Annotated in this window: 16 protein-coding genes; 9 read left to right on the top strand and 7 right to left on the bottom strand. The window is 39.3% G+C overall.

Annotation, left to right across the window (positions count from 1 at the left end; genetic code table 11):
• Window positions 1-105: 105 nt before the first annotated feature.
• Both HS960_RS13335 and rlmB read left to right on the top strand, forming a co-directional pair.
• Window positions 106-1,950 (top strand): DNA polymerase III subunit gamma/tau, encoded by a 1,845-nt coding sequence (locus HS960_RS13335; RefSeq protein ID WP_153845007.1) that lies wholly within the window; start codon window positions 106-108, stop codon window positions 1,948-1,950.
• Between the two features lie 77 nt (window positions 1,951-2,027).
• Complete coding sequence (rlmB, locus tag HS960_RS13330; protein WP_046672182.1) at window positions 2,028-2,816, top strand: 23S rRNA (guanosine(2251)-2'-O)-methyltransferase RlmB; 789 nt, start codon at window positions 2,028-2,030, stop codon at window positions 2,814-2,816.
• A gap of 61 nt (window positions 2,817-2,877) precedes the next feature.
• On the opposite strand, the gene HS960_RS13325 is transcribed toward rlmB, so the two are convergent.
• Both HS960_RS13325 and HS960_RS13320 read right to left on the bottom strand, forming a co-directional pair.
• Window positions 2,878-4,659: an AMP-dependent synthetase/ligase gene (locus tag HS960_RS13325; protein ID WP_182332975.1), complete on the bottom strand. Its 1,782-nt coding sequence runs from the start codon at window positions 4,657-4,659 to the stop codon at window positions 2,878-2,880.
• Between the two features lie 158 nt (window positions 4,660-4,817).
• The gene (locus tag HS960_RS13320; protein WP_153845005.1) at window positions 4,818-6,695 is read right to left on the bottom strand and encodes a DEAD/DEAH box helicase; all 1,878 of its coding nucleotides are present in this window, start codon (window positions 6,693-6,695) and stop codon (window positions 4,818-4,820) included.
• 263 nt (window positions 6,696-6,958) lie between these two features.
• On the opposite strand from HS960_RS13320, the gene HS960_RS13315 reads away from it, so the two are divergent.
• From HS960_RS13315 to HS960_RS13290, 6 genes are all read left to right on the top strand, one after another.
• A complete protein-coding gene (locus tag HS960_RS13315; RefSeq protein ID WP_153845004.1) occupies window positions 6,959-7,573 on the top strand; it encodes an RNA polymerase sigma factor in 615 nt (204 codons plus the stop codon).
• A 131-nt stretch (window positions 7,574-7,704) separates the two neighbouring features.
• Window positions 7,705-8,667: a FecR family protein gene (locus HS960_RS13310; protein ID WP_153845003.1), complete on the top strand. Its 963-nt coding sequence runs from the start codon at window positions 7,705-7,707 to the stop codon at window positions 8,665-8,667.
• Window positions 8,668-8,830: 163 nt separating this feature from the next.
• Entirely contained in the window at window positions 8,831-12,184 is a 3,354-nt protein-coding gene (locus HS960_RS13305; RefSeq protein ID WP_228280327.1) for a TonB-dependent receptor, read from the top strand.
• Window positions 12,185-12,554: 370 nt separating this feature from the next.
• The gene (locus HS960_RS13300) at window positions 12,555-13,910 is read left to right on the top strand and encodes a hypothetical protein (RefSeq protein ID WP_182332973.1); all 1,356 of its coding nucleotides are present in this window, start codon (window positions 12,555-12,557) and stop codon (window positions 13,908-13,910) included.
• Window positions 13,911-13,966: 56 nt separating this feature from the next.
• Window positions 13,967-14,770: a hypothetical protein gene (locus HS960_RS13295; RefSeq protein ID WP_182332971.1), complete on the top strand. Its 804-nt coding sequence runs from the start codon at window positions 13,967-13,969 to the stop codon at window positions 14,768-14,770.
• 78 nt (window positions 14,771-14,848) lie between these two features.
• Entirely contained in the window at window positions 14,849-15,163 is a 315-nt protein-coding gene (locus HS960_RS13290) for a hypothetical protein (RefSeq protein WP_182332969.1), read from the top strand.
• A 5-nt stretch (window positions 15,164-15,168) separates the two neighbouring features.
• Here the strand turns inward: HS960_RS13290 and HS960_RS13285 are convergent, their stop codons facing one another.
• The 5 genes from HS960_RS13285 to HS960_RS13265 form a co-directional block, all read right to left on the bottom strand.
• The gene (locus tag HS960_RS13285; protein WP_182332966.1) at window positions 15,169-16,527 is read right to left on the bottom strand and encodes a S41 family peptidase; all 1,359 of its coding nucleotides are present in this window, start codon (window positions 16,525-16,527) and stop codon (window positions 15,169-15,171) included.
• 207 nt (window positions 16,528-16,734) lie between these two features.
• Window positions 16,735-18,060, bottom strand: a complete 1,326-nt coding sequence (locus HS960_RS13280; protein ID WP_182332964.1) for an OmpA family protein — start codon at window positions 18,058-18,060, stop codon at window positions 16,735-16,737.
• Between the two features lie 144 nt (window positions 18,061-18,204).
• A complete protein-coding gene (locus HS960_RS13275) occupies window positions 18,205-19,548 on the bottom strand; it encodes an OmpA family protein (protein WP_120336541.1) in 1,344 nt (447 codons plus the stop codon).
• A 90-nt stretch (window positions 19,549-19,638) separates the two neighbouring features.
• The gene (locus HS960_RS13270; protein WP_153844997.1) at window positions 19,639-20,481 is read right to left on the bottom strand and encodes a universal stress protein; all 843 of its coding nucleotides are present in this window, start codon (window positions 20,479-20,481) and stop codon (window positions 19,639-19,641) included.
• 10 nt (window positions 20,482-20,491) lie between these two features.
• Entirely contained in the window at window positions 20,492-21,340 is an 849-nt protein-coding gene (locus tag HS960_RS13265; protein WP_153844996.1) for a universal stress protein, read from the bottom strand.
• A 422-nt stretch (window positions 21,341-21,762) separates the two neighbouring features.
• Here HS960_RS13265 and alaS point away from each other — a divergent pair, with 422 nt between their 5' ends.
• Entirely contained in the window at window positions 21,763-24,378 is a 2,616-nt protein-coding gene (gene alaS / locus HS960_RS13260) for an alanine--tRNA ligase (protein WP_182332963.1), read from the top strand.
• The last annotated feature ends 85 nt before the right edge of the window (window positions 24,379-24,463 follow it).

Genomic DNA, 24,463 nt, shown 5'->3' with positions numbered 1-24,463 from the left:
AATTTGCTTTTTTTGTACATTGAAGGAATTATTATTAAAAAATTACAATCTATTTTTAGGTTTTAGATTCTCCTTTTTCATTTTTAAAATCCGTATCTTCGTGCAATGGATAATTTTATTGTTTCTGCACGTAAATACCGCCCGATTACCTTTGATTCGGTTGTAGGTCAGCAACACATCACTGGTACCTTAAAGAATGCAATTCACAACAACCAGTTGGCGCAAGCATTTTTGTTTTGTGGTCCCCGTGGTGTAGGTAAAACTACCTGTGCACGGATTTTAGCTAAAACAATAAATTGTGAAAACATCTTGGCAGGTACCGAACCCTGTGGCGCATGTGATAGCTGTAAGTCTTTCCAAAATGGAAATTCTTTCAGTATTCATGAACTGGATGCGGCATCCAATAATTCCGTAGACGATATCCGTAACCTGATTGATCAAGTACGTATACCACCTCAGGCTGGAAAATATAAAATCTATATCATAGATGAGGTGCATATGCTTTCTCAAGCGGCTTTCAATGCTTTTTTGAAGACTTTAGAGGAGCCACCTTCCTATGCTATCTTTATTCTGGCGACCACAGAAAAACATAAGATTTTACCTACTATTCTTTCGCGCTGTCAGATTTTCGATTTTAATCGGATCAAAGTGGAAGATATGGCAAGTCATTTGGCCCGTATCGCTGACAGAGAAGGTATTGCTTATGATCAGGACGGATTACATATCATTGCCCAAAAGGCCGATGGTGGACTTCGGGATGCCTTGTCGATGTTCGATCAGATCGTCAGTTTTTCCAATAAAAATGTCACCTATCAAGCTGTAATCGATAATTTGAATATCTTGGATTACGATTATTATTTTAAGCTAACAGATGCTATTTTAACTGAGGATGCGGCACAAACCTTATTGATTTTCAATGAGATTTTAAATCACGGATTTGATGGCAGTCATTTCATAGCAGGTCTGTCAGCGCATTTCAGAAATTTGTTGGTTGCTAAGGAGCCAACTACGCTAAAATTATTGGAAGTCAGTGATAGTATTCGTCAAAAGTATCTGCAGCAGTCCCAAAAAGCTTCTCCAGGATTTTTGTTATCTGCATTGAATATTTCCAATCAATGTGAGATCAACTATAAGACAAGTAAAAATCAACGCCTGCAAGTTGAACTTTCACTCCTCAAGACATGTCATATCGCAAGTGCGATTAAATTGAGCCAGCTTGGATCCGCACAGATTCCTTCGGCAACCGAGGGCGTAAAAAAAAAACTTCCTGAGCCAGTAGTTGGACAAGCGCAACAAACTTCGGTAGTCTCCACTCCGCAAGCAACTTCTCCTGCGAATGCTCCTGTCGTTGAAAACCATGTGGCACCGCGTTCGCAAGCTAACCCCGTAAATTATCAGGCTTCCGAGACTAAGGAAGAGGTGAAAAAAGATCCTATTTCCAACGTGCCCCCTAAAGTAAAAAAAGGCGGATGGGGAGCATCTACTGCAGCAATTATTCCGTCTTTGCCGGATTTGAATACCATATACGATAACAATGCGGTTGCCAAAGAAGGGGATGAACCAGAATTGATACGTGGGAACGAACAGCGTGATGTTTCATTCGGCCAATTTATTACTGTTTGGAACAGTTATGCTGAACAGCTTAAAACAGAAAACAAGATCAATCTGTACACCATGATGACGGCTATGCAACCCCGATTAAATGGTGTATTGATTGAAATTGATGTTGAAAATGGTGTTCAGATGGATGTATTGCAAAGTGCAAAGGTTGATGTACTGAACTACCTACGTGTGAAACTCCAGAATTTTTCATTGGATCTAAAGGGCGTGATGATGGAACATACTATTTCGCGTAAACCTTATACCTCACAGGAGAAGTATCAAGCCATGGTCAATAAAAACCCGCTTTTAGATACTTTGCGGAAAGAGTTTAACTTGGGGCTAAGCTAATTCAAACACGCTAGTTGTTTTTTATTTTTGTACATTTGCAAACTCTTCCATGAAGAGGGAAATATTTAGTATTTATTATGCAAGGAAATTTTCAGAGACGTGATCGCGACCACGGGGAAAGACGTGAAGTGAATCAGATGGTATTTGGTATTCGTGCTGTCATCGAAGCAATCGATAGTGGTAAAGAGATCGAGTCATTATTTATACAACGCGGCTTGAGCGGCAGTTTGATTCTAGAATTGAAAGCCTTGTTAAAGGAACATAATATCGCTTCTCAACAGGTGCCAATTGAAAAATTAAACCGGATAACACGTAAAAATCATCAAGGTGTAATTGCGGTTATTTCTCCAATTACCTATCATGATATAGAAGAACTTCTCCCTCAGATTTATGAAAAAGGTGAAACTCCTTTACTTCTGATGTTGGATGGAGTGACAGATGTGCGCAATTTGGGTGCTATTGCACGTACAGCAGAATGTTCTGGAGTCCATGCCATCATTGTCCCTAAAAAGGGCTCGGCTGAGGTTAACCCTGATGCGATTAAAACATCTGCTGGAGCACTCTATAAAATCCCTGTCTGTCGCCATGATAGCTTGTCCAAAGTTGGTAAATTTTTGATTGATTCAGGTGTACAGTTAGTTGCCAGTACAGAAAAAACAACGTCGAGCATTTACGATGTGGATTATACAGCTCCAACCTGTGTGATTATGGGTGCGGAGGATGTTGGTGTTTCCAATGACCTAATCCGCATTGCCGACCACCTGGCCAAGATACCAATGTACGGTGAAATAGGTTCGTTAAATGTATCTGTATCGGCCGCAGTAGTGATCTATGAAGCGATTCGCCAACGGATTGTTAAAAAATAAAGAATATAATTTAGTTGATTACAAAAAAAGCCTTTGTTTTGACAAAGGCTTTTTTTGTAGACTAGTTTTGATAAATCTCTTCAATCTCTTGTTCGTATCTTTGTAAGATAACTTTTCTTTTCATTTTTAACGTCGGTGTCAATTCACCGGTTTCAACGGTCATTTCGTCGGGGACTATGGTGAACTTCTTGATCTGTTCCCAGCTGCCAAAATTTTGATTAATACGGTTGAGTTCCGATTCCATTTTCTGTTTCAGTTCTGGGCTATTTAGAAAATCTAGTCTAGAAAGATTAGCAAGGGCGGGAAAAGCACTTCTTGACCATTCTAGAAGATTATTATAGTTGGGAACAATCAACGCCGCAGGAAACTTACGGCCTTCTCCAAGTACCATAGCCTGTTCGATAAATGAAGATTCGACCAGTTTAGACTCGATCTGCTGCGGAACGATATATTTTCCTCCAGAAGTCTTGAACATCTCTTTCTTTCGGTCTATAATTTTGAGAAATTTACCGTCTACCCATTCACCAATATCTCCTGTGTACAACCAGCCATCTTTGATCGCTTCTGCTGTTGCCTCTGGATTTTTATAATAGCCAATCATATTATTCTCGCCTTTAGTCAATATTTCTCCATCGTCAGCAAGCTTTATTTCGATATTAATTAACGGTAAGCCTACAGTACCAATTTTCATACCTCGTTTATAGCAGTTTACAGCGATACATGGTCCCGCCTCAGTGAGGCCATAACCTTCATATATTGGAATTCCTGATGCCATATACAGACGGATTAATCTTTCCTGTAAAGCAGCACTCCCGGAGGCAATTCCTTTGATGTCACCACCTAATGCTTCGCGCCATTTTGAAAAAACTAATTTACGGGCAATGTTCAGTTGAAAGTCATACCACCATGTACGTCCCTCCAGTTTGTATTGTTCTCCGACGCTCAAGGACCAGAAGAATAGCTTACGCTTGACTCCTGTTAGCTGCTCTCCTGTAGCCATAATCTTTTCATAAACTTTCTCCAATACACGAGGTACTGCGGAAAAAATATGCGGTTTAACGGATTTAAAATCTTCACCTATCGTATCCATCGATTGAGCAAAGAAGATTGTCAAACCTTTGTACATATATACATATTGGAATACGCGTTCATAGGCATGACAAACTGGAAGAAAGGAGAGGGCACGATCACCTCGTTCGACAGGAAAGGAATATTCACTACTCAACGTATCTGCCAATAAATTTTTATGAGACAACATAACACCTTTGGGATTTCCTGTTGTGCCAGAGGTGTAAATGATGGACGCCAATGTATTGGTTTTTATATCATCACGTAGTTGGTTTAGCGTTTCATCTGTAATGATCTCGCCCTTGGAGACGAAGTCATACCAATGGTTTAGACCATCCTCTTTGTCTAGACTGTAAATAGCATTTAGTTGAGGACAATCATCTTGTATCGTTAATATCTTTGTGTATAGTGTCTTTGAACTAACAATACACTTCCTGATTTCGGCATGATTGAAGATATACGTGTAATCTAAGGTCGAAATATTAGGGTAAATGGCAACTACTACAGCTCCAATTTGTTGAATGGCAAAATCAAGGATATTCCACTCGATACGGTTCTCACTAATTAATGCTACTTTCTCTCCCGGCTGAACACCTAGGGCGATCAAACCTTTTGATGTCTTATTGACCCGTTCAATAAATTCGGTATTACTTACTTTTATCCACTCGTTGTCTTTTTTGAAAGAAAACATAGGGAAATCTGGTGCAATAGCATATTGCAAGCTTGCTAAATCAAATAATCTTGTTGCTGTTGGCATGTTGGAAATCCAGTTCATGTAATACAGCTAATTTACGTTTTTTTATAGATACTATTGTATTGGCGGGCGAGATTAGTACCTGTACTGCTAGAAGGGATATAAAAGAAAAGACTCTGGCATCTCAAGCTGATCGCTTTTATGCCAGAGTCTTTCACTCTTATGCTAAGTACTAATGATTAGTATTTGCTTTTTGATTCTTTACGTTTTCCAGAGAAATCACGGAAGCCACCGCCATTGCTGCTACGCTCACCACGCTCACGACGCTCACCACTGAATCCGCCTTCACGTCTTCCGCTGCGTTCGCCGCCACCATATCCACCTTCACGTCTTCCACCGCGATCACCACCACGGTATCCACCTTCACGTCTTCCGCCACGATCACCACCACGGCTTCTTCCGCCACGGTCGCTACGACCTTCACCTCTTGCTTCACCAGATACTTCGATACGTACTTGACGACCGTTGTAATCTACACCTTGGAATCCTTGGAATACTTTTTCTACTTCTGCATCTTGAACTTCGAAGAATGTGAACACGCCTTTCAAATCAATTTTACCGATTGATTTTCCTGAAATATTCGCATTGTTACAGATGAAGCCCAACATATCTCCACGAGAGAATTCATCTACAGAACCTAAGTTCATAAATAAACGCGTGTAGCCTTTTGAACCTTCACGTGAACGACCATCACGTCTATCACCGCGGTCTTCACGACCACCGTCACGCGCTTCGATATTTAAATCAGGTGCATTTTTGTAATAATCCAAGAAACGGTTGAACTCAAGAGAAGCGAATCTTTTGATGATATCTTCTTTTGAAAGTGACTCCAAATTTTCCATAATTGCAGGCAAGAATGGGCTGATTTGTTCGTCGTTTACTTCAACATTTTCAATCTTTTTAACGATAGAAAATAATTGTTTTTCGCAAACTTCAGCACCTTGAGGTACTTGTTTTTTCTCAAAAGGCTTACCGATGATCTTTTCAAGATGACGGATTTTGCTTAGTTCTTTTACGTTTACCAAAGAAAGTGAAATACCAGTTTTACCTGCACGGGCTGTACGGCCTGAACGGTGTGTATAGTTTTCTGTTTCATCAGGTAAAGAGAAGTTAATAACGTGAGTTACATCACTTACATCAATACCACGAGCGGCTACGTCTGTTGCGATCAACAATTGTAAACTACGGTCACGGTAACGTTTCATTACTTTATCACGTTGTTGTTGGGACAAATCACCATGCAGTGAATCCGCATTGTAACCATCTTTGATCAACGCTTCAGCGATATCCTGTGTTTCGATTTTTGTACGACAAAATACGATACCAAAGATATCAGGGTTTGAATCCACAATACGTTTGAACGCAGCGTATTTATCTTTTGCTTTGATCAAATAATAGTGGTGTTCAATGTTGGCGTTACCGGTGTTTTTTGTTCCTACAGTAAGCTCAACTGGATCGGTCATATAATTCTTTGCGATACGACGTACCTCAGAAGGCATTGTCGCCGAAAATAACCAAGTTTTTTTCTCGTCAGGAGTTTCTGACAAAATGTTGTTGATGTCTTCTTTGAAGCCCATATTGAGCATCTCATCCGCTTCATCCAATACAACATATTTTACATTTGAAAAATCAATCGCATTTCTGCCGATGATATCCAACATACGACCTGGGGTCGCTACTACAATTTGCACTCCACGTCTAATTTGACGTAGCTGGTCTGAGATATTTGCACCTCCATATACAGCAACAACATGTACGTTGTCAACGTATTTAGCAAATTTTTCTAAATCTTTTGAGATTTGTAAACATAATTCCCGAGTAGGGCAAAGAATTAATGCCTGTGGGTGTTTTTGAGAAAAGTCTAATTGCTCTAATAATGGAAGACCAAATGCCGCGGTCTTTCCTGTGCCAGTTTGGGCTAATCCGACAAAATCGTCGTTACCAGTCAATAAAACAGGAATGGCTTTTTCCTGAATTTCAGAAGGTTTTTCGAAACCTAATTCTGAGATGGCATTAACAACTTCCTCACGGATTCCCAGTTCTAAAAATGGGTTCATGAAATATTTTATACAATAGGCACTATTGCCTAAGGCGTTGCAAAGGTAAGAATAATATTGGAATAAACAAATAATTTAAATAATTGATTTTTAAGGTGATCTGATTCTTTTATACCAGGTGATAATAAATTGAGCGCTGTTATATAGATTTAGCTCACTTTGAAAAGTATTATTTCGAATGTGAAACTATTTTATATACCTACAGTTTCTTTATTCATTTATTAATAGAAACTTAATATTTCAACCTTAATTTTGGTATTAGCATGAATCAAGGACCAGTTGTACATCAGCGTTGGCTACAAGCTATTAAAGAGTTTAACGATACTTCCGCTTATGAGGAATTGTATCGCTATTGCTGGAAAGATCTTTATCAGCACGCTGCCCGTCGGATCCTAGACCGACAGGATGTGGAGGATATTCTACAGGAGCTGTTTGTCCAGTTTTGGGAAAGGCGGCATACAATCGACATCCAAATGAATCTCCCAGCCTATTTGAAAGGAATGCTCAAATATAAAATTATAGACTTTTTTAATTCCACCAAAGCCAAAGATAAATTGTTGGATCATTGGAGCAAGCATATTTTTGATTATGTACAGGAACATCCAGAGGATCTCAAAACATATCTAGCGTTAGAGAAATTGTTGGAGGAAGAACTCGAGGTTATGCCCCATAATATGAGACAGGCACTTTTATTGAAGTGGGAACATTTATCCATTCGAGAGATTGCTACACGTATGGGGCTGTCTGAGCAAACGGTCAAAAATAACCTTACGGAAGCATCCAAACGACTACGGAAAGCTATTTTGGGCTATCAACATGTTCAAAACGGTAGTTTTAGCCTTCTTTTGGTCTTTATTATAGACGAGCTCGCTAAGTAGCTTACCCACCTTGCCACATTCCTATTTTCTGAACTTTGATCCTTTAACAATTCTTTCATACAACATTAACTATTTCTTGAAGTACTTTGGGGCTTTTTTGCGGACTTGTATATAAACAGCAGGCATAAAAAGTGAAAAGAAGAATTTTTGAATCCTTAATCTATAGATACCAGCATAATAATGCGAACAAGGCTGAGAGGTCCCTGATTGATCGCTGGTATGATACGCTTGATCGGGAAGAACTTTCTGCAGGGGAGGTAGATGAGGTTCGATTATGGAATAATATACAGCAACGTATTGGAAGTACTGCGTCTAAAAAATCAGTGGGTCGGAGCATAATCTACTGGAGCGGAGCGGTTGCGGCAAGTCTACTGTTATGTGTTGGCGTTTTATTTTGGACAAAGCAGCATGATCTGAATTTCTCCCAAAGAGAAGCGAATTTAAAACCCGGTTACCGGATTTTTGAAACAGGGGCCTCACAACGTAAGCGGATATTTTTGGCCGACGGATCAACCGTTGTAATGAACGCATATTCCAAAATTAAATTGGATACCGTCTCTTACAATAGGCGTGATAGAGTTGTGGAGCTTATGGCTGGAGAGGCCTATTTTGAGGTCAAGAAAGATTCCACAAAAGCTTTTGTGGTGAACGCCCGACAAATACAGACAAGGGTGCTGGGGACCTCTTTTACCGTGAAAAACTATGCGGAATTGGATGATATATCGGTGTCTGTATTTACAGGTAAAGTGCAGGTTACTGCCGATAGCAATCCGCTGGGTGTGCTGACCCGCGGCGAACAGATCCGTTATACCCAAAATAACCACAATAGCCATCAGGAGACTTTTGATCTGACGACACGTAATAGCTGGATTGAGGGAAGAGTCTATCTTAAGCAAAGCAGTTTTGAAGAATTGGCACTGGCGGTCAAAAATATCTATGATGTGGATATTAAAACTGACGATCAGCGGATTGCCCAACAACGGTATAGTATGCCGATATCAAAGCAGCTGTCCTGGACGGCAACCCTGGAAAGTATCAAAGCAATTCATCACAACAAATCAAGGAAGGAGGGCAGGATAGTGCATATTTACTAATTCGGGGATAAAAAAAGAGAGCTGACGACGGCCATCGTCAACTCTGCATCATGTACCATTTGGAGATGGTATAAATAATATATACAACAACTTAAGAGATATTATATACGCATACAAATTTATGAAATTTAAGCAATACGTTACGCAAAACGATATTAAGTTTATGATAAGGACATCGTTGGTAGGTCTATTTCTTTCGATCGTGTCGGCCGAAATGCTCTTAGCTTCGGGCGCATACGGGCAGTTACTCAATAAAAAGATTACAGTTTCTTTTAGTGAATCTAATATTCCGGCGGCTTTCGAACGTTTGGAATCCCAAAATATACATATCGCTTTCGATGCAGCGAAATATAATCTGGCAAAGAAAAAGGTAAATGCCAAAATTTTTAAAAGTAATAGTGTCCGCGATGTCATGCGTTATCTGCTCAGGGAGACTGACCTAATGGCTCATGACAACAGTGTCTATATTACATTAGTCGAAAAACCTGTACAGCAGAATGGGTATATTTCAGGTAAAGTTATTGATGATCGCGGTCAGCCTTTGGCTAATGCCAGCATCAAACTGATCGGTACCAATAAATCAACACAGAGCGGTATTGATGGGAGCTATCTTTTGAATGCTGAACCGGGAACCTACATACTGGAAGTCAGTTACCTCTCTTACCAGACCCAACGTATTGAAGGGGTCAAAATACAGGCCGGAGACCGGACAGGGTTAAACATTGCTATGAAGACGCAGGTAAATGCGCTAGAGACGGCAGTTGTCAATGTGTCGTTTAAAAAAGCTTCCGTAGCCGGTCTGTATGCGGCGCAAAAAAACGCAGCGTCGGTGACGGACGGAATATCCGCCGAACAGATCGCCCGTACACCGGACAATGATATGGGGCAGGTTTTAAAACGTGTTACCGGATTGACCACTGTTAATAATCGGAACGTCATTGTGCGGGGGATGTCCGACCGCTACAATCAGGCCATGTTGGACGGTGTGGTGATTCCGAGTACTTCGCAGAATAGACGGGATTTTTCCTTTGATATTATACCGACAGAAATGGTGAGCTCGGTGGTAGTCAATAAAACGGCAACACCGGATGTATCCGCTGAATTTTCCGGCGGACAGGTTTCGGTGAATACGATAGATATTCCAGAAGAGAATTTTACAACAATACAAATTGGATCAGGAAGTAATAGTCAAACTTTGGGAAAAAATTTTTACCGACTTGGAAAACGACATACAAGTGAATATTTCGGTTTCTTTGACAAATCGTCAAAAATGCCTGATGGAATAAAAACCTGGCAATGGAATAGCAGGTCTTTATTATTAGATGCGCCTCCGGGTTATATTTTGACAGACGAGGAATTAAATAATACCCCTTTAAATCCAACTGAATTTGGTGATGCCGTGAAGTACAACGATTTGGACGCTATCGCACAATCCAAACGCTTTAACAGTGACGCGATGAGGCAATATAAATATAAAGCTTACCCTAATCAGAATATGCGTTTTTCGCTTGGTCGCTTGTATCAGTTAAATAACGGAAATCGATTCGGTTTTGCAGCTTCGGTAAACTTTAGAAACGAGCAGAATATTGTTGCGTTTAATAATACGAGGGGGTCTGCATTAATTGGAGCGCACTATATAGATAGTACCGGTATCGGAGACAACGGTGCCGGCACCTCTTATCGCTTTAACAGTAACGCTGGATTGGTTGCAAATATGGGGTATCAAGCGGATGGATTTAAAGTTTCTTTACGAAATATGTATGCACGTACGTATGCAAATAATTACAATGAAAGTATTCGAAAAGTATACACTGACCCTGATCCAAAAGCAAATAGGCTTACGTATCAATTACCTGAGGCGATGTCGTTGCAGCAACATCAGTTGATCGGAGAATATCAGATGCCCTGGCAGGTAAAAGCGGAGGGAATGTTTACCATCAATAAGATTAAACAGCAAATTTTAGATGAACGAAAGCTCTCCTATAGAATAACGACCACGATAGATGATCAACCTTATTTTCAAACACCTAATTTATTGACAACTGCTGGATTTTCTAATAAAGGGGCGGTAACTGATTGGCGAATGTGGACTAGTATAGATGAGACCGATTATAATTGGAGCGCAGCATTTTCTCGGAAATTTCAACGAGGTACAGGAGTATCAACTCTTGTAAAATTAGGTTATCAGGCTTGGGTCAAAAAAAGAACATTGGATTTGTTTAAATTTTTACCTATGACACGATCGACCTTGGTTGGCAATGTTAGTGTCCCTGCTCCTCCAATTGAGTCGAGTTATGATAGATTGTTTTCAAATGAAAATATTGGAAATGGAGATGGGCAAGCATACTATTATGCCGAAGGTCTTGGCGGTAGGTATTATAATGGAGAAATGAGCTCCCATGCACTTTTTTTAATGGCTGATCAAAGGCTATGGCAAAAATTGCGGTTGGTGTATGGTGTAAGGGCTGAATATTTTAATCTTAATAGTAGACAGGAGGAGCTGTATAAAAGAAAGTATCAAAAGGGAGATACAAATGGTGCTGAAGCCTATGAACTTGGTGTAAAAGAAAATAACTGGCGGTTTTTACCATCTATTAATGCCACGTTTAATTTAACCAATACATTCAATATTCGAGGAAGTTATGCGCGTACGGTAATTCGTCCGGATTTTAGAGAGGTAGGTATGTTTGCGATGTATGATTTTGAATTAGATGGTTATGTATCGGGCGAACAAGTGCAGAGTACTGTGATTGATAATCTGGATATGCGTTTTGAATGGTATCCGTCTTCAGGTGAAATAATATCCCTAACGGGCTATTATAAGTATTTAGACAAACCAATAGAGCTCGTACATCGAGGGGACGATAAGCGGAATTATACTTTTGCAAATATGGAATCTGCAAAGAATTTAGGGCTAGAATTAGAAATTCGAAAAAACTTTGCATTTATAGGTGATCAAGAATGGCTAAAAGATCTATTTATATCAGCTAATGGCACGCTTTTGAAATCTAAAGTCAATGTGTTATCCCATTGGGAAACTATAGATGGCGCCACGCCCGATGGACCTAAACGTCGCCAGTCGCGTTATCCGGGGCAAGATAGACCTTTGATGGGACAATCGCCATGGTTGTTAAACCTAGGATTTGGTTATTGGGGCGATTATTTCGGAATTACGACAAGTTATAACCATAGGGGGTACCGGACAAATATTGGGAATTTTAACCTTTCAGCAGTTGAATATGAATTGGCACCAAAGCAGTTGGATGCACAATTTTATGCACGTTTTTTTAATAAAAAAATGGAAGTCAAACTTAATTTGGCTAATCTGCTTGATGATTGGACACGCTATTATGAAAATACTGAAGGATTTACGACTGCCAATGATCCTCAGACAGGTGACTATGTTACCACAAAAGTAAAAGGAGATAATAAATATAATAAAGCGGATGGGGATATAATAACCTATCGTAAAAAAGATGGAAGAAGATTTAATCTTTCAGTTACCTATAATTTTTAATAAATAAGTTTTAAATCAATTAAAGAAATGAACTTCGCCGGCCTATGGGGACGGTAGTACGACATATAAAGATGCGTTTCATCCTTCAACACCTCTGTGGACTGTTGGTTGGACTCAATTCGCACCAAAAACTTATTAAAAGAATTTAAAAGTAAAAAAAATACCTGCGCGAGGCAGTTTCATATCACTCCTCAATAATGTACATAAGTTCCGGGTTTGTCCAAGTCGCACAACAGGGAAATAAAATAGAAAAATACAGAAAACGGGTGATTGAAAACAACTATGCAACCTTATGAAATGCTATCCCATAGGGATGCATAGTCTAAAAAATGATCTTGTGATGGCAAAACTAGTAATTATTTAACACAAAATGAAAAAAATCTTAACAGTAGCAAGCGTATGCGCAATCGCATTGGCTTCTTGTAACAAAGACAACGTAGGACCTAATTCAGATTTGAATGCTGGTTTGCCAAACAAACCTCAGGCAACGATCCCAACAGATGCTGCCGGTATTATTACTAAAACTACGCTCTCTGCAGATACCGTATGGAAAATTGATGGAGTTGCTTTCGTAAAACCGGGCGCGACATTGACGATTCAAGCGGGTACTTACATTACTTCTGGTGTAACTAAAGCATACGATGACCAAATCAGCGGAATAACACAAAATATCAAAGGCGTTTTGGTTGTACCTAAAACAGCGAAATTAATCGCCAACGGTACTGCTTCCGCACCAATCGTATTCACTTCTCCAAATGCGGCAGGATCTCGTAACCCTGGTGATTTCGGAGGTGTCGTATTGTTGGGTAGCGCAACTACCAATCAAGCTGCCACACGGAGAATCGAAGGGATTCCTCAACCTGTGGGTGTAGATGTTACTTATGGAGGTACAAACGCTGCAGATAATTCAGGCTCATTGAAATATGTACGTATTGAATTTGCGGGTTACAACTTAACTGCTGACAATGAGATCAACGGACTAACTTTAGGTGGTGTTGGTACTGGTACCACCTTGGAAAATATTCAGGTATCTTGGGGTAAAGATGATGGTTTTGAGTTCTTTGGCGGTACTGTAAATGCGAAATACCTGGTAGCCTTATCGAATGACGATGATGACTTTGATTTCGATCATGGATATACCGGAACAATTCAGTATGCCTTATCATTAAAGGATCCTAATTCAACAAATAGCACATCAAGTGGTAGCTCGGATTCAAACGGTTTGGAATCGGATAACGAAGGTACAGCGCCATATGCAGCGACACCTAAGACTCGCCCAGTACTGAAAAATTTTACATTCCTGGGAATTAAGGATGCTACTGTAGCTGGTACAAAACTGAAATTTGGTAACCGTTGGAGAAGAGCTTCACAGTATGATATTCAAAATTCGATTATCGCTGGTTATGCAACAGGTGCAGCATTTCAGGATGGTGCAACAGGTACTTTTACAGGTAATGTTGTACATGCTTATACTGCGGCATTCAGTGGTGCTACACCAACAGGAAACCAAACAAATGTGTCAACAGATGCAACGACATATTTGAATTTAGCAGGAGCTGGAAATATTTTTTATCCAACAACATCTACATTTAATCCTGCTTTTTTAAGACCATTGTCAACTTCACCTGCATATGGTGATGGAAGTACAACTTATAAAGGTGCATTCCATCCGACAACTGCTCCTTGGACTGCAAACTGGACTCAATTTGCTCCAAAAACTTATTAATATTGATTATTTAATTGAGTGAGCCATACAATGGCTCACTTCTTTATCCTTTATAGATGATTAAAAATTTATTTCTCTGTTTTATAGCCCTTTGGGTTGGGGCGCTATTGTCTTCCTGTCAAAAAGGTGAACCTATTGTAGAAACTGAAGAACTAGCCCGGATTGCTTTTAGATCCTATAGCACTGCGTCGGTGGATGTAAAAAGAGTAACGATAGATGGAAAAGTTGCTAATCCAAGCGATGCTAATTTTATTTTTCTACGAAATAAAGATGCCGATTCTTCATCGGTCGTTGCATATAATAGTAATGATCAGGTCGTCCTGGAGCAACGGCTTCCGCTCAAATCAGGATTAAATACCTTTGGTGTACATAGTAAAAGTCCCATTGATCCGTCACTCGTTGTCGGGCCAAATCCCTTAGGAGATGATGTCGAATCGATTCCGGGTGTGAGGCAAGTAAAGATCTTAAATTATAATAAAACAATTTCACCTAATGGTGAGCCAATTCGATTGGCGGTTTATCAAGGTAAGCCTGTCTATGATGAAAGTTGGGGAATGGATATGGTCAAGTATGACGAAAATCCAATCCTGATTACCGACTTGATATCAGATAAAATTCCCGAAGAATTTATCAAAATACCGATTGACGCTACTTTTGTGCCAAAGGCGCAAGTATTAGATAAGGATTTAAAACCGATCCTTATAGATGGACAAAAAGTCTTTTTGTTTTTTAATTTTTCGGTAGATATCGGTATTGTATATCTTCCTCAAAAAGAATCCGATGCATATTTTGATGTTGATGCATTCTCAGAAATTGGAGGGATAGGCTATGGTTTGGATAATATCTGGCTACAGAAATAAAACTCATTACAAAACAAACACAGATAACCGTCAACACTTATATCAATGGTAAGCCATTAATTCAAAAAAATAGTCACTATGAAAGGCATCAATGCTATAAAACATCGCAATTTATTTGCTATCTCCCTGAAAATTCAGGGAGATGTAGATCAATCCGTTGATGCGGCTGCGCTGTTAGCCTTACGGAATGAAATGGCGGAGCTGAATGAACTTTATCGGCAATATTTGGAACTGTTGCAGCGGCTGGAAGACATCGTGCAGGACTATGAATCGAAGGAACGAACCATTCGTTCAAAAATTTTGTCTCCTTCTCTTCGCAAATTAGCCAAAAATGGACAGATTGGAGCCGATCTACGTATGATCATCACCTCATTAAATTCTTGTGCACACTGATAAAATTATTTTTCGGTCTTATCCTCTTTACTTACTTCGATAGGTATTACCTGATAAGTACTTCCTCTATATTTTGGGGATAAAATGTTCGTCTTTTCTGTTGTATTGACAGTGCCCCTGACTCTGGTGTTTTTATCGCTAATTGTTCGTAATACTTCCCGGATCAATGGATCTCTGGTGTCACCTATTGGGGGCAAAGGTAAAAAGGCAAATTCGTCGATCTTGATAGAAGGAGTAATTCCGTTACTATAATCTCCTTGTCCCATTTTATTGTATATTTTATAGATCATGGGAATCAAATGCCAAGCACGTTCAGTGCCATGAATCTCCTCAGGTGTAGATAGCGTGGTCGATGCCATATCTTTTCCATAGGTTTTATCGCCAACCTGTACAACCTGTACATAGGGATGTAATCCATTAATTAACATTTCGGACGCGGATGCCGTGTTTGGCCCTGTGAGCATATAAATTCTTTTTAAATGTAAACCTTGTTTTAGAACATCTTTTGCTGAAAATGAATAGCCATCGGGCTGACCTTGCAGTGCTGCTGCGAAGCTGTCTTCTCTATTTTTGATATTTTTGTTGCCTTGGTATTTAGCAAAAATGTCGTTTTCCTTGATGTCTGCCAATAAGAGTGCGCAAAATGAGGCGAAAGCAACCTGTCCACCGGGGTTATAACGTAAATCGACAATAAGTTCTTGTACCTGTTGGGACTTGAAATTTTGGACCGCTTCCAATAATGAATATGCCCCACTAAAGTCAAATTGACTTAAAAACATATAGCCTACCGTGGGGGAGGAGGAGATGAGTTTAGCGGTATAGAGGACGGGCTGCGAAATATAGGAAGAAGGCAGATGAAATATTTTGCCATCGTTTCGCGTCAAATGCATTGCCGGTAAAAGCAAGGATTTGCTTAGTAGCGATTTCAGGTTGCTGTGGTCGATGGGCTCGTTGTTGATGTGGCTTATGCTGTCTCCCCGTTTGAGTCCCATTAAATCTCCTTCGCTGAAGGGAACAATCTGGGTGATCAGTTGGATGGTTTTACCGGTTGTTTGGAGTTGTACCATATCTAACCCAAAGGTGTTCGTCAGCGTATTGCCATAGGTGTCGCTGTTAAGTGTCTGTAATATGCTGGAATAATGGTCATCTGGAAATAAGATGCTTTTGAAAAATAAATCTGGACTTTGTTGGTAACCTTGGGTTGATCTAATTTTATCATTCCAGTAGTAGTAGCGTTTCATTTGGTCTAATGTCCACTGGTTGATGGTTTCATTTGATCCGGGTTCGTGAAGCGGTGGATCCTTTTCACAAGAGGAAAAGATCAACGAAAAGAAAGCCAACACAAGAGCATGGGGTCTACGCATTTTTTAAATTTTGCTTTATTAAAAATACGTGTTATGTTGTTTGTTTGGAAGTTATCTTTTTGTTGCTCAAATGTTTATTTACTTTAAATAGGGGGAGCTTTTTACGTTTACCTTACTAAAGAATAAGGTTTCGATAAGAAAAGGAGTAATAAAAAAGGCATCACCGTGAAGTGATGCCTTTGGCTTGTATAAATCAAAGAATATCGATTAATAAAGCGTGAACTCTACGCGACGGTTTTGTTGACGACCATCAGCGGTTTTGTTTGATGCGATCGGTTGGTCAGGGCCATAACCTGTCGCTTCAATACGTGATGCATTAGCACCTTGAGATACTAAATAGGCTTTTACCGATTCAGCGCGTTCTTTTGATAAACGCATGTTCAATTCACGGGAACCTGTATTATCAGTGTGACCAGCTAGTTTTAAGCTAAAATTTTTCTCGATTAACAGTTCGGCTACTTTATTTAATGTCGCGTATGACGTAGGACGTATGGTTGCTTTTCCTAAATCGAATTCCAAGTTTTTGATTGCGTCAGCAACAACTTTTCGGTCAGCTTCTGTTACAACAACCTTTTCAACCACTCTCGTTTCGTTTTTCACAACGATTGGACATCCTGCACCGTCTACCTGAACACCTGAAGGTGTGCCTGGGCATTTGTCATATTTGTTAGCTACACCATCACCATCATCATCTTTCAGATCACTGTTTAGACCATCCAATTGATTTTTTAGTGCTTGGTTTTTAGCATTTAAAGCATCATTTTGTGCTTTAAGATCATCATATTTCAATGTGTAGTCGTTAACTAAGGTTGCTACTGGATTTGAATTGTTCAAAGCTGGTTTGCTACCATTACCCAATGCAAATTCTAAACCACCATGGATGTAAGTAAACAAGTCATTCTTATATTGACCACCTTGAATACCGTCAAAGTTTTGGTTAACCCAATTTAACTGATAACCCAACTCGAAGTTGATTCCTTTGGCAACAGCAAATTTAAGTCCCATGTCCAATGGTACGTAAATTTTAGAAATACCATCCGCTTCTTGGGAAGTTGATCCTGTTGTCAACGTAGTTTTGCTGTTCATCACCCCAACACCGATAGATGCATAAGGTTTGATAAAACTGTTGAAGAATCTCCAGTTGGTATTAGCCCCTTGGAATTCTCCTGACAATGCAGCAGACCATGGTGTTTTAGCCTCAAAAGATTGTGATCCATCTTTAAATGCGCCACCTGTTTTACCGCCAAAGTAACTCGCTTTAATGCCGAAAGAAGGAGAGATTTGCTTTTTAATATAAGCACTATACCCCAAGTTCCATGCTAAGTCATCGTATCCTTCACGATTAAAACCAGCAATGTTAGTTTGGTTTGTCACTCCGGCACCGACACCAATAGACCATGTTCTGTATTGTGTAGCTGGTCCAAATGGAGTTGTTCCCTCAATGGATGATACCTTTGCATTTTGAGCAATTGCATTATTGGCAAATAAGCCCGCTGATGCTAGAGCAAGTACTAATTGTAATTTTAGTTTCATATAATTTGTGTTTGTATAAACCGCTGCAAAAGTAATAAGTTAAAAATTAAATTAACTATAGGTTTGTAGTTGAAATATGACGTTTGGTAAATAAAAAGGTGTTTCTGTTTAAAACACCTTTTTATTAGTGTAATTTGTTAGTTATTAATAAAGTGTAAATTCAACACGGCGATTCTGTTGGCGGCCCGCTGCATTTTTATTAGATGCAATTGGTTGGTCTGGACCATATCCAGTTGCTTCGATACGCGACGCATTAGCACCCTGAGATACTAAATATGCTTTTACAGACTCTGCACGCTCTTTAGATAAACGCATATTTAATTCACGTGAACCTGTATTGTCGGTGTGACCTGCGAGTTTTAAACTAAAATTCTTCTCGATCAATAACGCAGCAACTTTATTCAATGTTGCATACGAAGTGGAGCGAATAGTTGCTTTACCTAAATCGAATTCTAAGTTTTTGATCGCTTCAGCAACAACTTTTCGATCTGCTTCAGTAACCACTACTTTTTCAACAACTTTGGTTTCGTTTTTCACGACAATTGGACAACCTGATCCGTCAACCTGAACACCTGAAGGTGTGCCCGGACATTTATCATATTTGTTGGCAACACCGTCACCGTCGTCATCTTTTAGATCATTGTTTAGACCATCCAATTGACCTTGCAAAGCTTGGTTTTTAGCATTCAATGCATCATTTTGAGCTTTTAGATCATCGTATTTTACTGTATAGTCATTCACAAGGGTTGCGACAGGATTCGAATTATTCAATGCAGGTTTGCTGCTGCTGCCTAAGGCGAATTCTAAGCCGGCATGTGCGTAAGTAAATAAGTCATTTTTGTATTGTTGTGGCGGAGTTGTATTGTAACGATTGTCAAATCGTTGGTTCGCCCAATTCAATTGATAACCCAATTCAAAATTGATGCCTTTGGCAACAGCGAATTTCAAACCAAAATCTGCAGGTACAAAGATTTTGGAATAGGAATCTCCATATTCACCTTTGTTACCACCAGCGATTGCAGCAGTTTCAGCATTCATTACCCCAACACCAATCGATGCATAAGGTTTAATAAAACTGTTGAAAAATCTCCAATTCGTGTTGGCTGCTAAAAACTCACCAGATAAGGCAACTGACCAAGGAGTTTTGGTTTCGAATCCAGTTTGCTTGTCACTGTTATCATAACCAGCTGTCTTTCCGCCAAAATAAGTTGCTTTCAATCCGAATGATGGTGAGATTTGTTTCTTGATATAAGCACTATATCCTAAATTCCAGTCTAGTTTGTCATAACCACCATTGTTAAACTTGGCGATATTCTGCAAGCTTGTTACACCGGCCCCTACACCGATAGACCAGGTTCTATATTGTGTCGCCGAACCTAATGGAGTTGTGCCTTCGATTGATGCTTCTTTTGTGCTTTGCGCAAAGGATGCGGTGGATAAAATTCCTGCCGCAACAAGTAATCCTGATTTTTTAAGGCTAATTTTCATAATGCGTGTTTGTAAAATTATCTACTATAATACTGTTGTTAAATTAACTCACTGAACACTCTTGCAATAAATTTGCCAAAAATTATTTGGTTACTCTACACGCCCAAAAAAGTTTGGCACCTCAATTTCAAAAGCCAGATGCTTAACAATATTTTCTGTAAAAATGTTTTGGAAAAAAGTTTTTCTGCTTTTTGTGATCAAAATAACATCGATATCTTCATCCCGGATAATGGTATGGATACCGTTAGCAATATTCTCTCGTGAACCTGCAAAATAACTTGGCGACTTGATGATATAGGAAATATCCTCGATCCCAGTTTCAGCAATAATCTGTTCAATCCAATTTTCAAGTTTTTCTCCTAATATATTGATTTCTAGTTCATTTTTATTGATATGTATGAGTTGTAAATGGAAATTTTTCCCATACAATGGTATCGCTTGTTTAAGCACTTCAAGTTCACCGGGTTTGAAATTTGTCAATAGAGCGATGTTGTCATTTTTGAATTTTATCGCGTTTTTTGGGATGGCTAGAACAGGGATCTTCGACTCTTTAATGACATCATATGTATTGCTTCCAATCAATACAGATTCAAGTCCGGTCACTCCTTTTGTACCCATAATCACCGTTTGATAGACCTCTTTTATCTCTTGTTTATCCAGTGTTTCAGCCAAAATACCGTTGGCAAATAAGGTAGAAATTTTAAGCGAAGGATATTCCTGTAGAAGTTCGGCTACAAGTTTTTCCATCTGACGGCGAGCTTCTCCCTCGGTGGGGTCTACTAAATGCTTCGCATTTGCAAATTTGTTGATATGCGAAGTGAACGAATGAAAGAGTGTAATCTCATCATTTGTTGTCGTCGCGATTTGAGCTGCATAAAATGCGGCAACTCGTGCGTTTTCGGAATAATCTACTGGTATTAATAGTTTAGACATGGCTATAAGGTTATGCTTTAGTAAAAAATATTGGAACTAAGGGATGACTAAATAATGCTTTTGCAACGGAACGCGTAAAAACACGTTCAAAGAACGATTTCCTCGATCGTGTCACCAATAATATTTTGATCTTTTCCTCATGGATCATCTCATTAATCACTTCCGGAACCGTATCTAAGTCCTCAATGTCGCCTTGTATTGAATCCACTTCTATAGCAATATTGGTCACACCAATATATTTTTTGATCTTATATTTCCATACTTCAAGCTTGTCTTCGATTCTGTTTTCTGATGAATGATCGTAGTGAACATGCATAAGTTTTAGTTCAAAGTCTTTGCCGATGATGTTGACAAAATCTTGTACGGTCTGTACCTCTTCTTCTTTAAAATTAGACAGTAAGCCAACTTTGTCAATAGGTGTAAAGGACGCTTCAGTGGGGATGGCCAAGACAGGTATTTTGGCTTTTTTGCTAATGACATAGGTCGTGCTGCCAATAAGTTGGCTATCGTCATTGGTGATGCCTTTAGTCCCCATGATGACAAAATCAAATCGACTAGGGGTGGCGAGCTCCGGTAGTGTTTCAGTAATCATACCGCGCTCACATTGGGTGGTTATTTCAAGCGTAGGATGCTTTAATTTTATTGATTCTGCCAGATTTTTAATAAGAATATCAGCTTTGAATGTTGGAGAATTAGTCTCATTACGGCCATTTTCGTCCTCAAATACAGCAGAAGCCGAAGTATAATTGTGGTAAAGATGGATAGAATACCCCTTTTCGAGAGCAAGGTCCACTGCGTAATTTACAGCATTATTAGAATGAGCCGAAAAATCTACCGGTAGTAGAATGTTTTTTTTCATTAGAAGGAATTTAATCTACAAAATCTAATCTTATTTATTTTGCATTTAGGGAATGTGCGTGAAAGTGTACTAGATTCCCTATTTTACTATCAAATGTAATAAAACAAATGTAATTGTGAATGACCTTAAGTCAAATAGTTTTTGTTGTTTTACGTGTTGAATTTGACGCGCTTTAGACAAAAATGAATAACTAATAACACTTTTAAAATGTTGTATTTAATATCAGTTTGTGATTTCTGTCACATCCAAAATAAGTGTACCCTAATTGTCTGTATGTTATCTCCTGATTTTTTTGTTTGAAAAGTCAATATTGAAGTTTTGGTCGTTTAGAGAAAACAGTCGTTTCAAGGTCAATATATGGAATTCTACATTGCATAACCTACCAATTTTGAGTAAGTTTGCACATATTTTTAGATAATTAAATGACAAGTAGAGAAATTCGTCAAGCCTTTCTGGACTTTTTTAAAAGTAAAGGGCATCAGATAGTACCTTCAGCACCAGTAGTTGTAAAAAATGACCCGACATTAATGTTTACCAATGCGGGGATGAATCAATTCAAAGATTTGTTTCTTGGTGAAGCACCCATTAAATTTCCGCGTGTTGCCGATACGCAACGTTGTTTGCGTGTTTCCGGAAAGCACAATGATTTGGAAGAAGTAGGGATCGATACCTACCACCATACGTTGTTTGAGATGTTGGGAAATTGGAGCTTTGGTGATTACTTTAAGAAAGAAGCTATTGCTTGGGCTTGGGAGCTGTTGACAGAAGTATATAAATTAGACAAAGATCGTTTATATGTGACTATTTTTGAGGGGGATGCAAAAGAAGGCTTAGAACGTGATATGGAAGCTTTCGATTTCTGGAAAGAATGGATTGGTGAAGATAGAATTCTCCTTGGTAACAAAAAAGATAATTTCTGGGAAATGGGCGAGACAGGACCTTGTGGACCTTGTTCCGAAATCCATTTCGATATGCGTAGTCCGGAAGAGCGCATACAGACTTCAGGGCAGAGTTTGGTCAACGCAGACCACCCTCAAGTAATTGAGATCTGGAACCTTGTCTTCATTCAATTTAATCGGTTGAAAGATGGTTCACTTCAGTCGTTACCAGCTAAACATGTGGATACGGGAATGGGCTTTGAGCGTTTGGTGCGATGTATACAGGGGAAGACCTCCAATTATGATACAGATGTATTTACGCCTACCATTGATTTTATTGCTGAGAAATCAGGTATAAAATATGGTATAGATGAAAAGTCTGATATTGCCATGCGGGTAGTGTCTGATCATATTCGTGCGGTTAGTTTTGCAATTTCCGATGGTCAACTGCCATCCAACAATAAAGCTGGCTACGTGATCCGTCGTATTTTACGTCGTGCAGTACGCTATGCTTATACATTTTTAGGCTTTAAGGCTCCTTTTATCAATGAACTTGTACCTGTATTGGCAGCTCAGTTCGCCGGAGTATTTGACGAATTGATCCAGCAGCAGGATTTTGTGCAGAAAGTAATCTTGGAAGAGGAGGTTTCATTCTTAAGAACGTTGTCTACGGGCGTCCAACGTTTTGAAAATTATGTGGAGGACCACACCGTAATTAACGGGGATTTTGCTTTTGAATTATACGATACGTATGGATTTCCTATCGATTTGACGGAATTGCTAGCGCGCGAAAAAGGTTTAACAGTTGATATGGAAGGTTTCAACCAAGCACTTCAAATTCAGAAAGATCGTTCTCGTGCTGCCACTGCTATAGATACGGGTGATTGGGTTGTGGTAAATGATGAAGAGGGATTTGAATTTGTAGGCTATGATGCATTGACTGCTGTTACTGAAGTTATTAAATACCGTAAAGTTGTTGCGAAAAATAAAGAGCAATTCCAATTGGTGCTTTCTGTTAGTCCTTTTTATGCCGAAGGTGGTGGCCAGGTAGGCGACTCTGGAGAATTGGTTTCCGAAGAAACTGGAGAAAAGATTTATATCACAGATACGAAAAAGGAAAACGGTCTATTTGTACATTTTACAAACAAATTGCCGCTGGAATTGAAAGGAACATTTGTTGCACAGGTCGATAAAACCAAAAGAATCGATACTGAGAACAATCACTCCGCAACCCATTTGCTGCACGCTGCCTTAAAGCAGGTGTTGGGAAGTCATGTGAATCAAAAGGGATCGTTGGTCAACGCTGATATTTTGCGCTTTGATATCTCTCATTTTGCAAAAATGACAGAAGAAGAGATCAAACAGGTGGAAGATATTGTCAATGCCAAAATTCGTGAAAATATTCCGTTGAAGGAGGAACGAAATGTACCTTATCAACAAGCATTGGATTCGGGTGTAACAGCACTATTTGGTGAGAAGTATGGCGATTTTGTTCGTGTAATCACCTTCGAAGATCAATATTCTAAAGAATTGTGCGGTGGTACACATGTTAAAGCAACAGGGCAAATAGGGTTTTTCAAAATCGTTTCGGAATCTGCTGTAGCAGCTGGTGTACGTCGTATAGAAGCGATTACTGGAACTCGTTCTGCAGCTGTTATCCGTGAACATTTCGAATTGGTTCACCACCTGAAAGAGCTCATGAATAATCCGAAGGATTTTGTTTCTGCACTGGGTAAAATCATCGATGAGAATGGCGCTTTGAAAAAAGAGGTAGAGAAAAGTATTACAGAAAAATCCTTAGCGTTAAAGTCAGATCTGGAAGCAAAGATCCAGCAGGTTGGCGAGATTAATTTCTTGTCCACAATCGTCGATCTACCGAGTGCAGAGGCGGTGAAAACCTTGGCTTATGCCGTGAAGGGTGCCGTTAACAACTTATTTTTGGTTATCGGTGCTGAATTTGATGGTAAACCAAGTTTAACAGTCGTCATATCAGATGAATTGGCTAAAGAAAAAGGATTGAATGCAAGTAATATCGTTCGTGATCTAGCCAAGGATATCCAAGGTGGTGGCGGTGGTCAGCCATTCTTTGCAACAGCTGGAGGTAAGAACCCTGCCGGATTAAAAGGTGCAATTGAGCGAGCAATAGATTTCTTGAAATAAATTTTAGGGTAGTTGAACAGGCTACTTAGCTAAACTAGGATGTAAATAGATGATTTTATTTCCTAAATATACAATACGAAGCCAT

Origin of the sequence: Sphingobacterium paramultivorum (genome assembly GCF_014109745.1) — a bacterium.
GTDB classification, from domain to species: Bacteria; Bacteroidota; Bacteroidia; order Sphingobacteriales; family Sphingobacteriaceae; genus Sphingobacterium; species Sphingobacterium paramultivorum.
The sequence above is the reverse complement of the archived record's forward strand: the minus strand, read 5'-3'. Positions and strand labels throughout refer to the sequence as shown.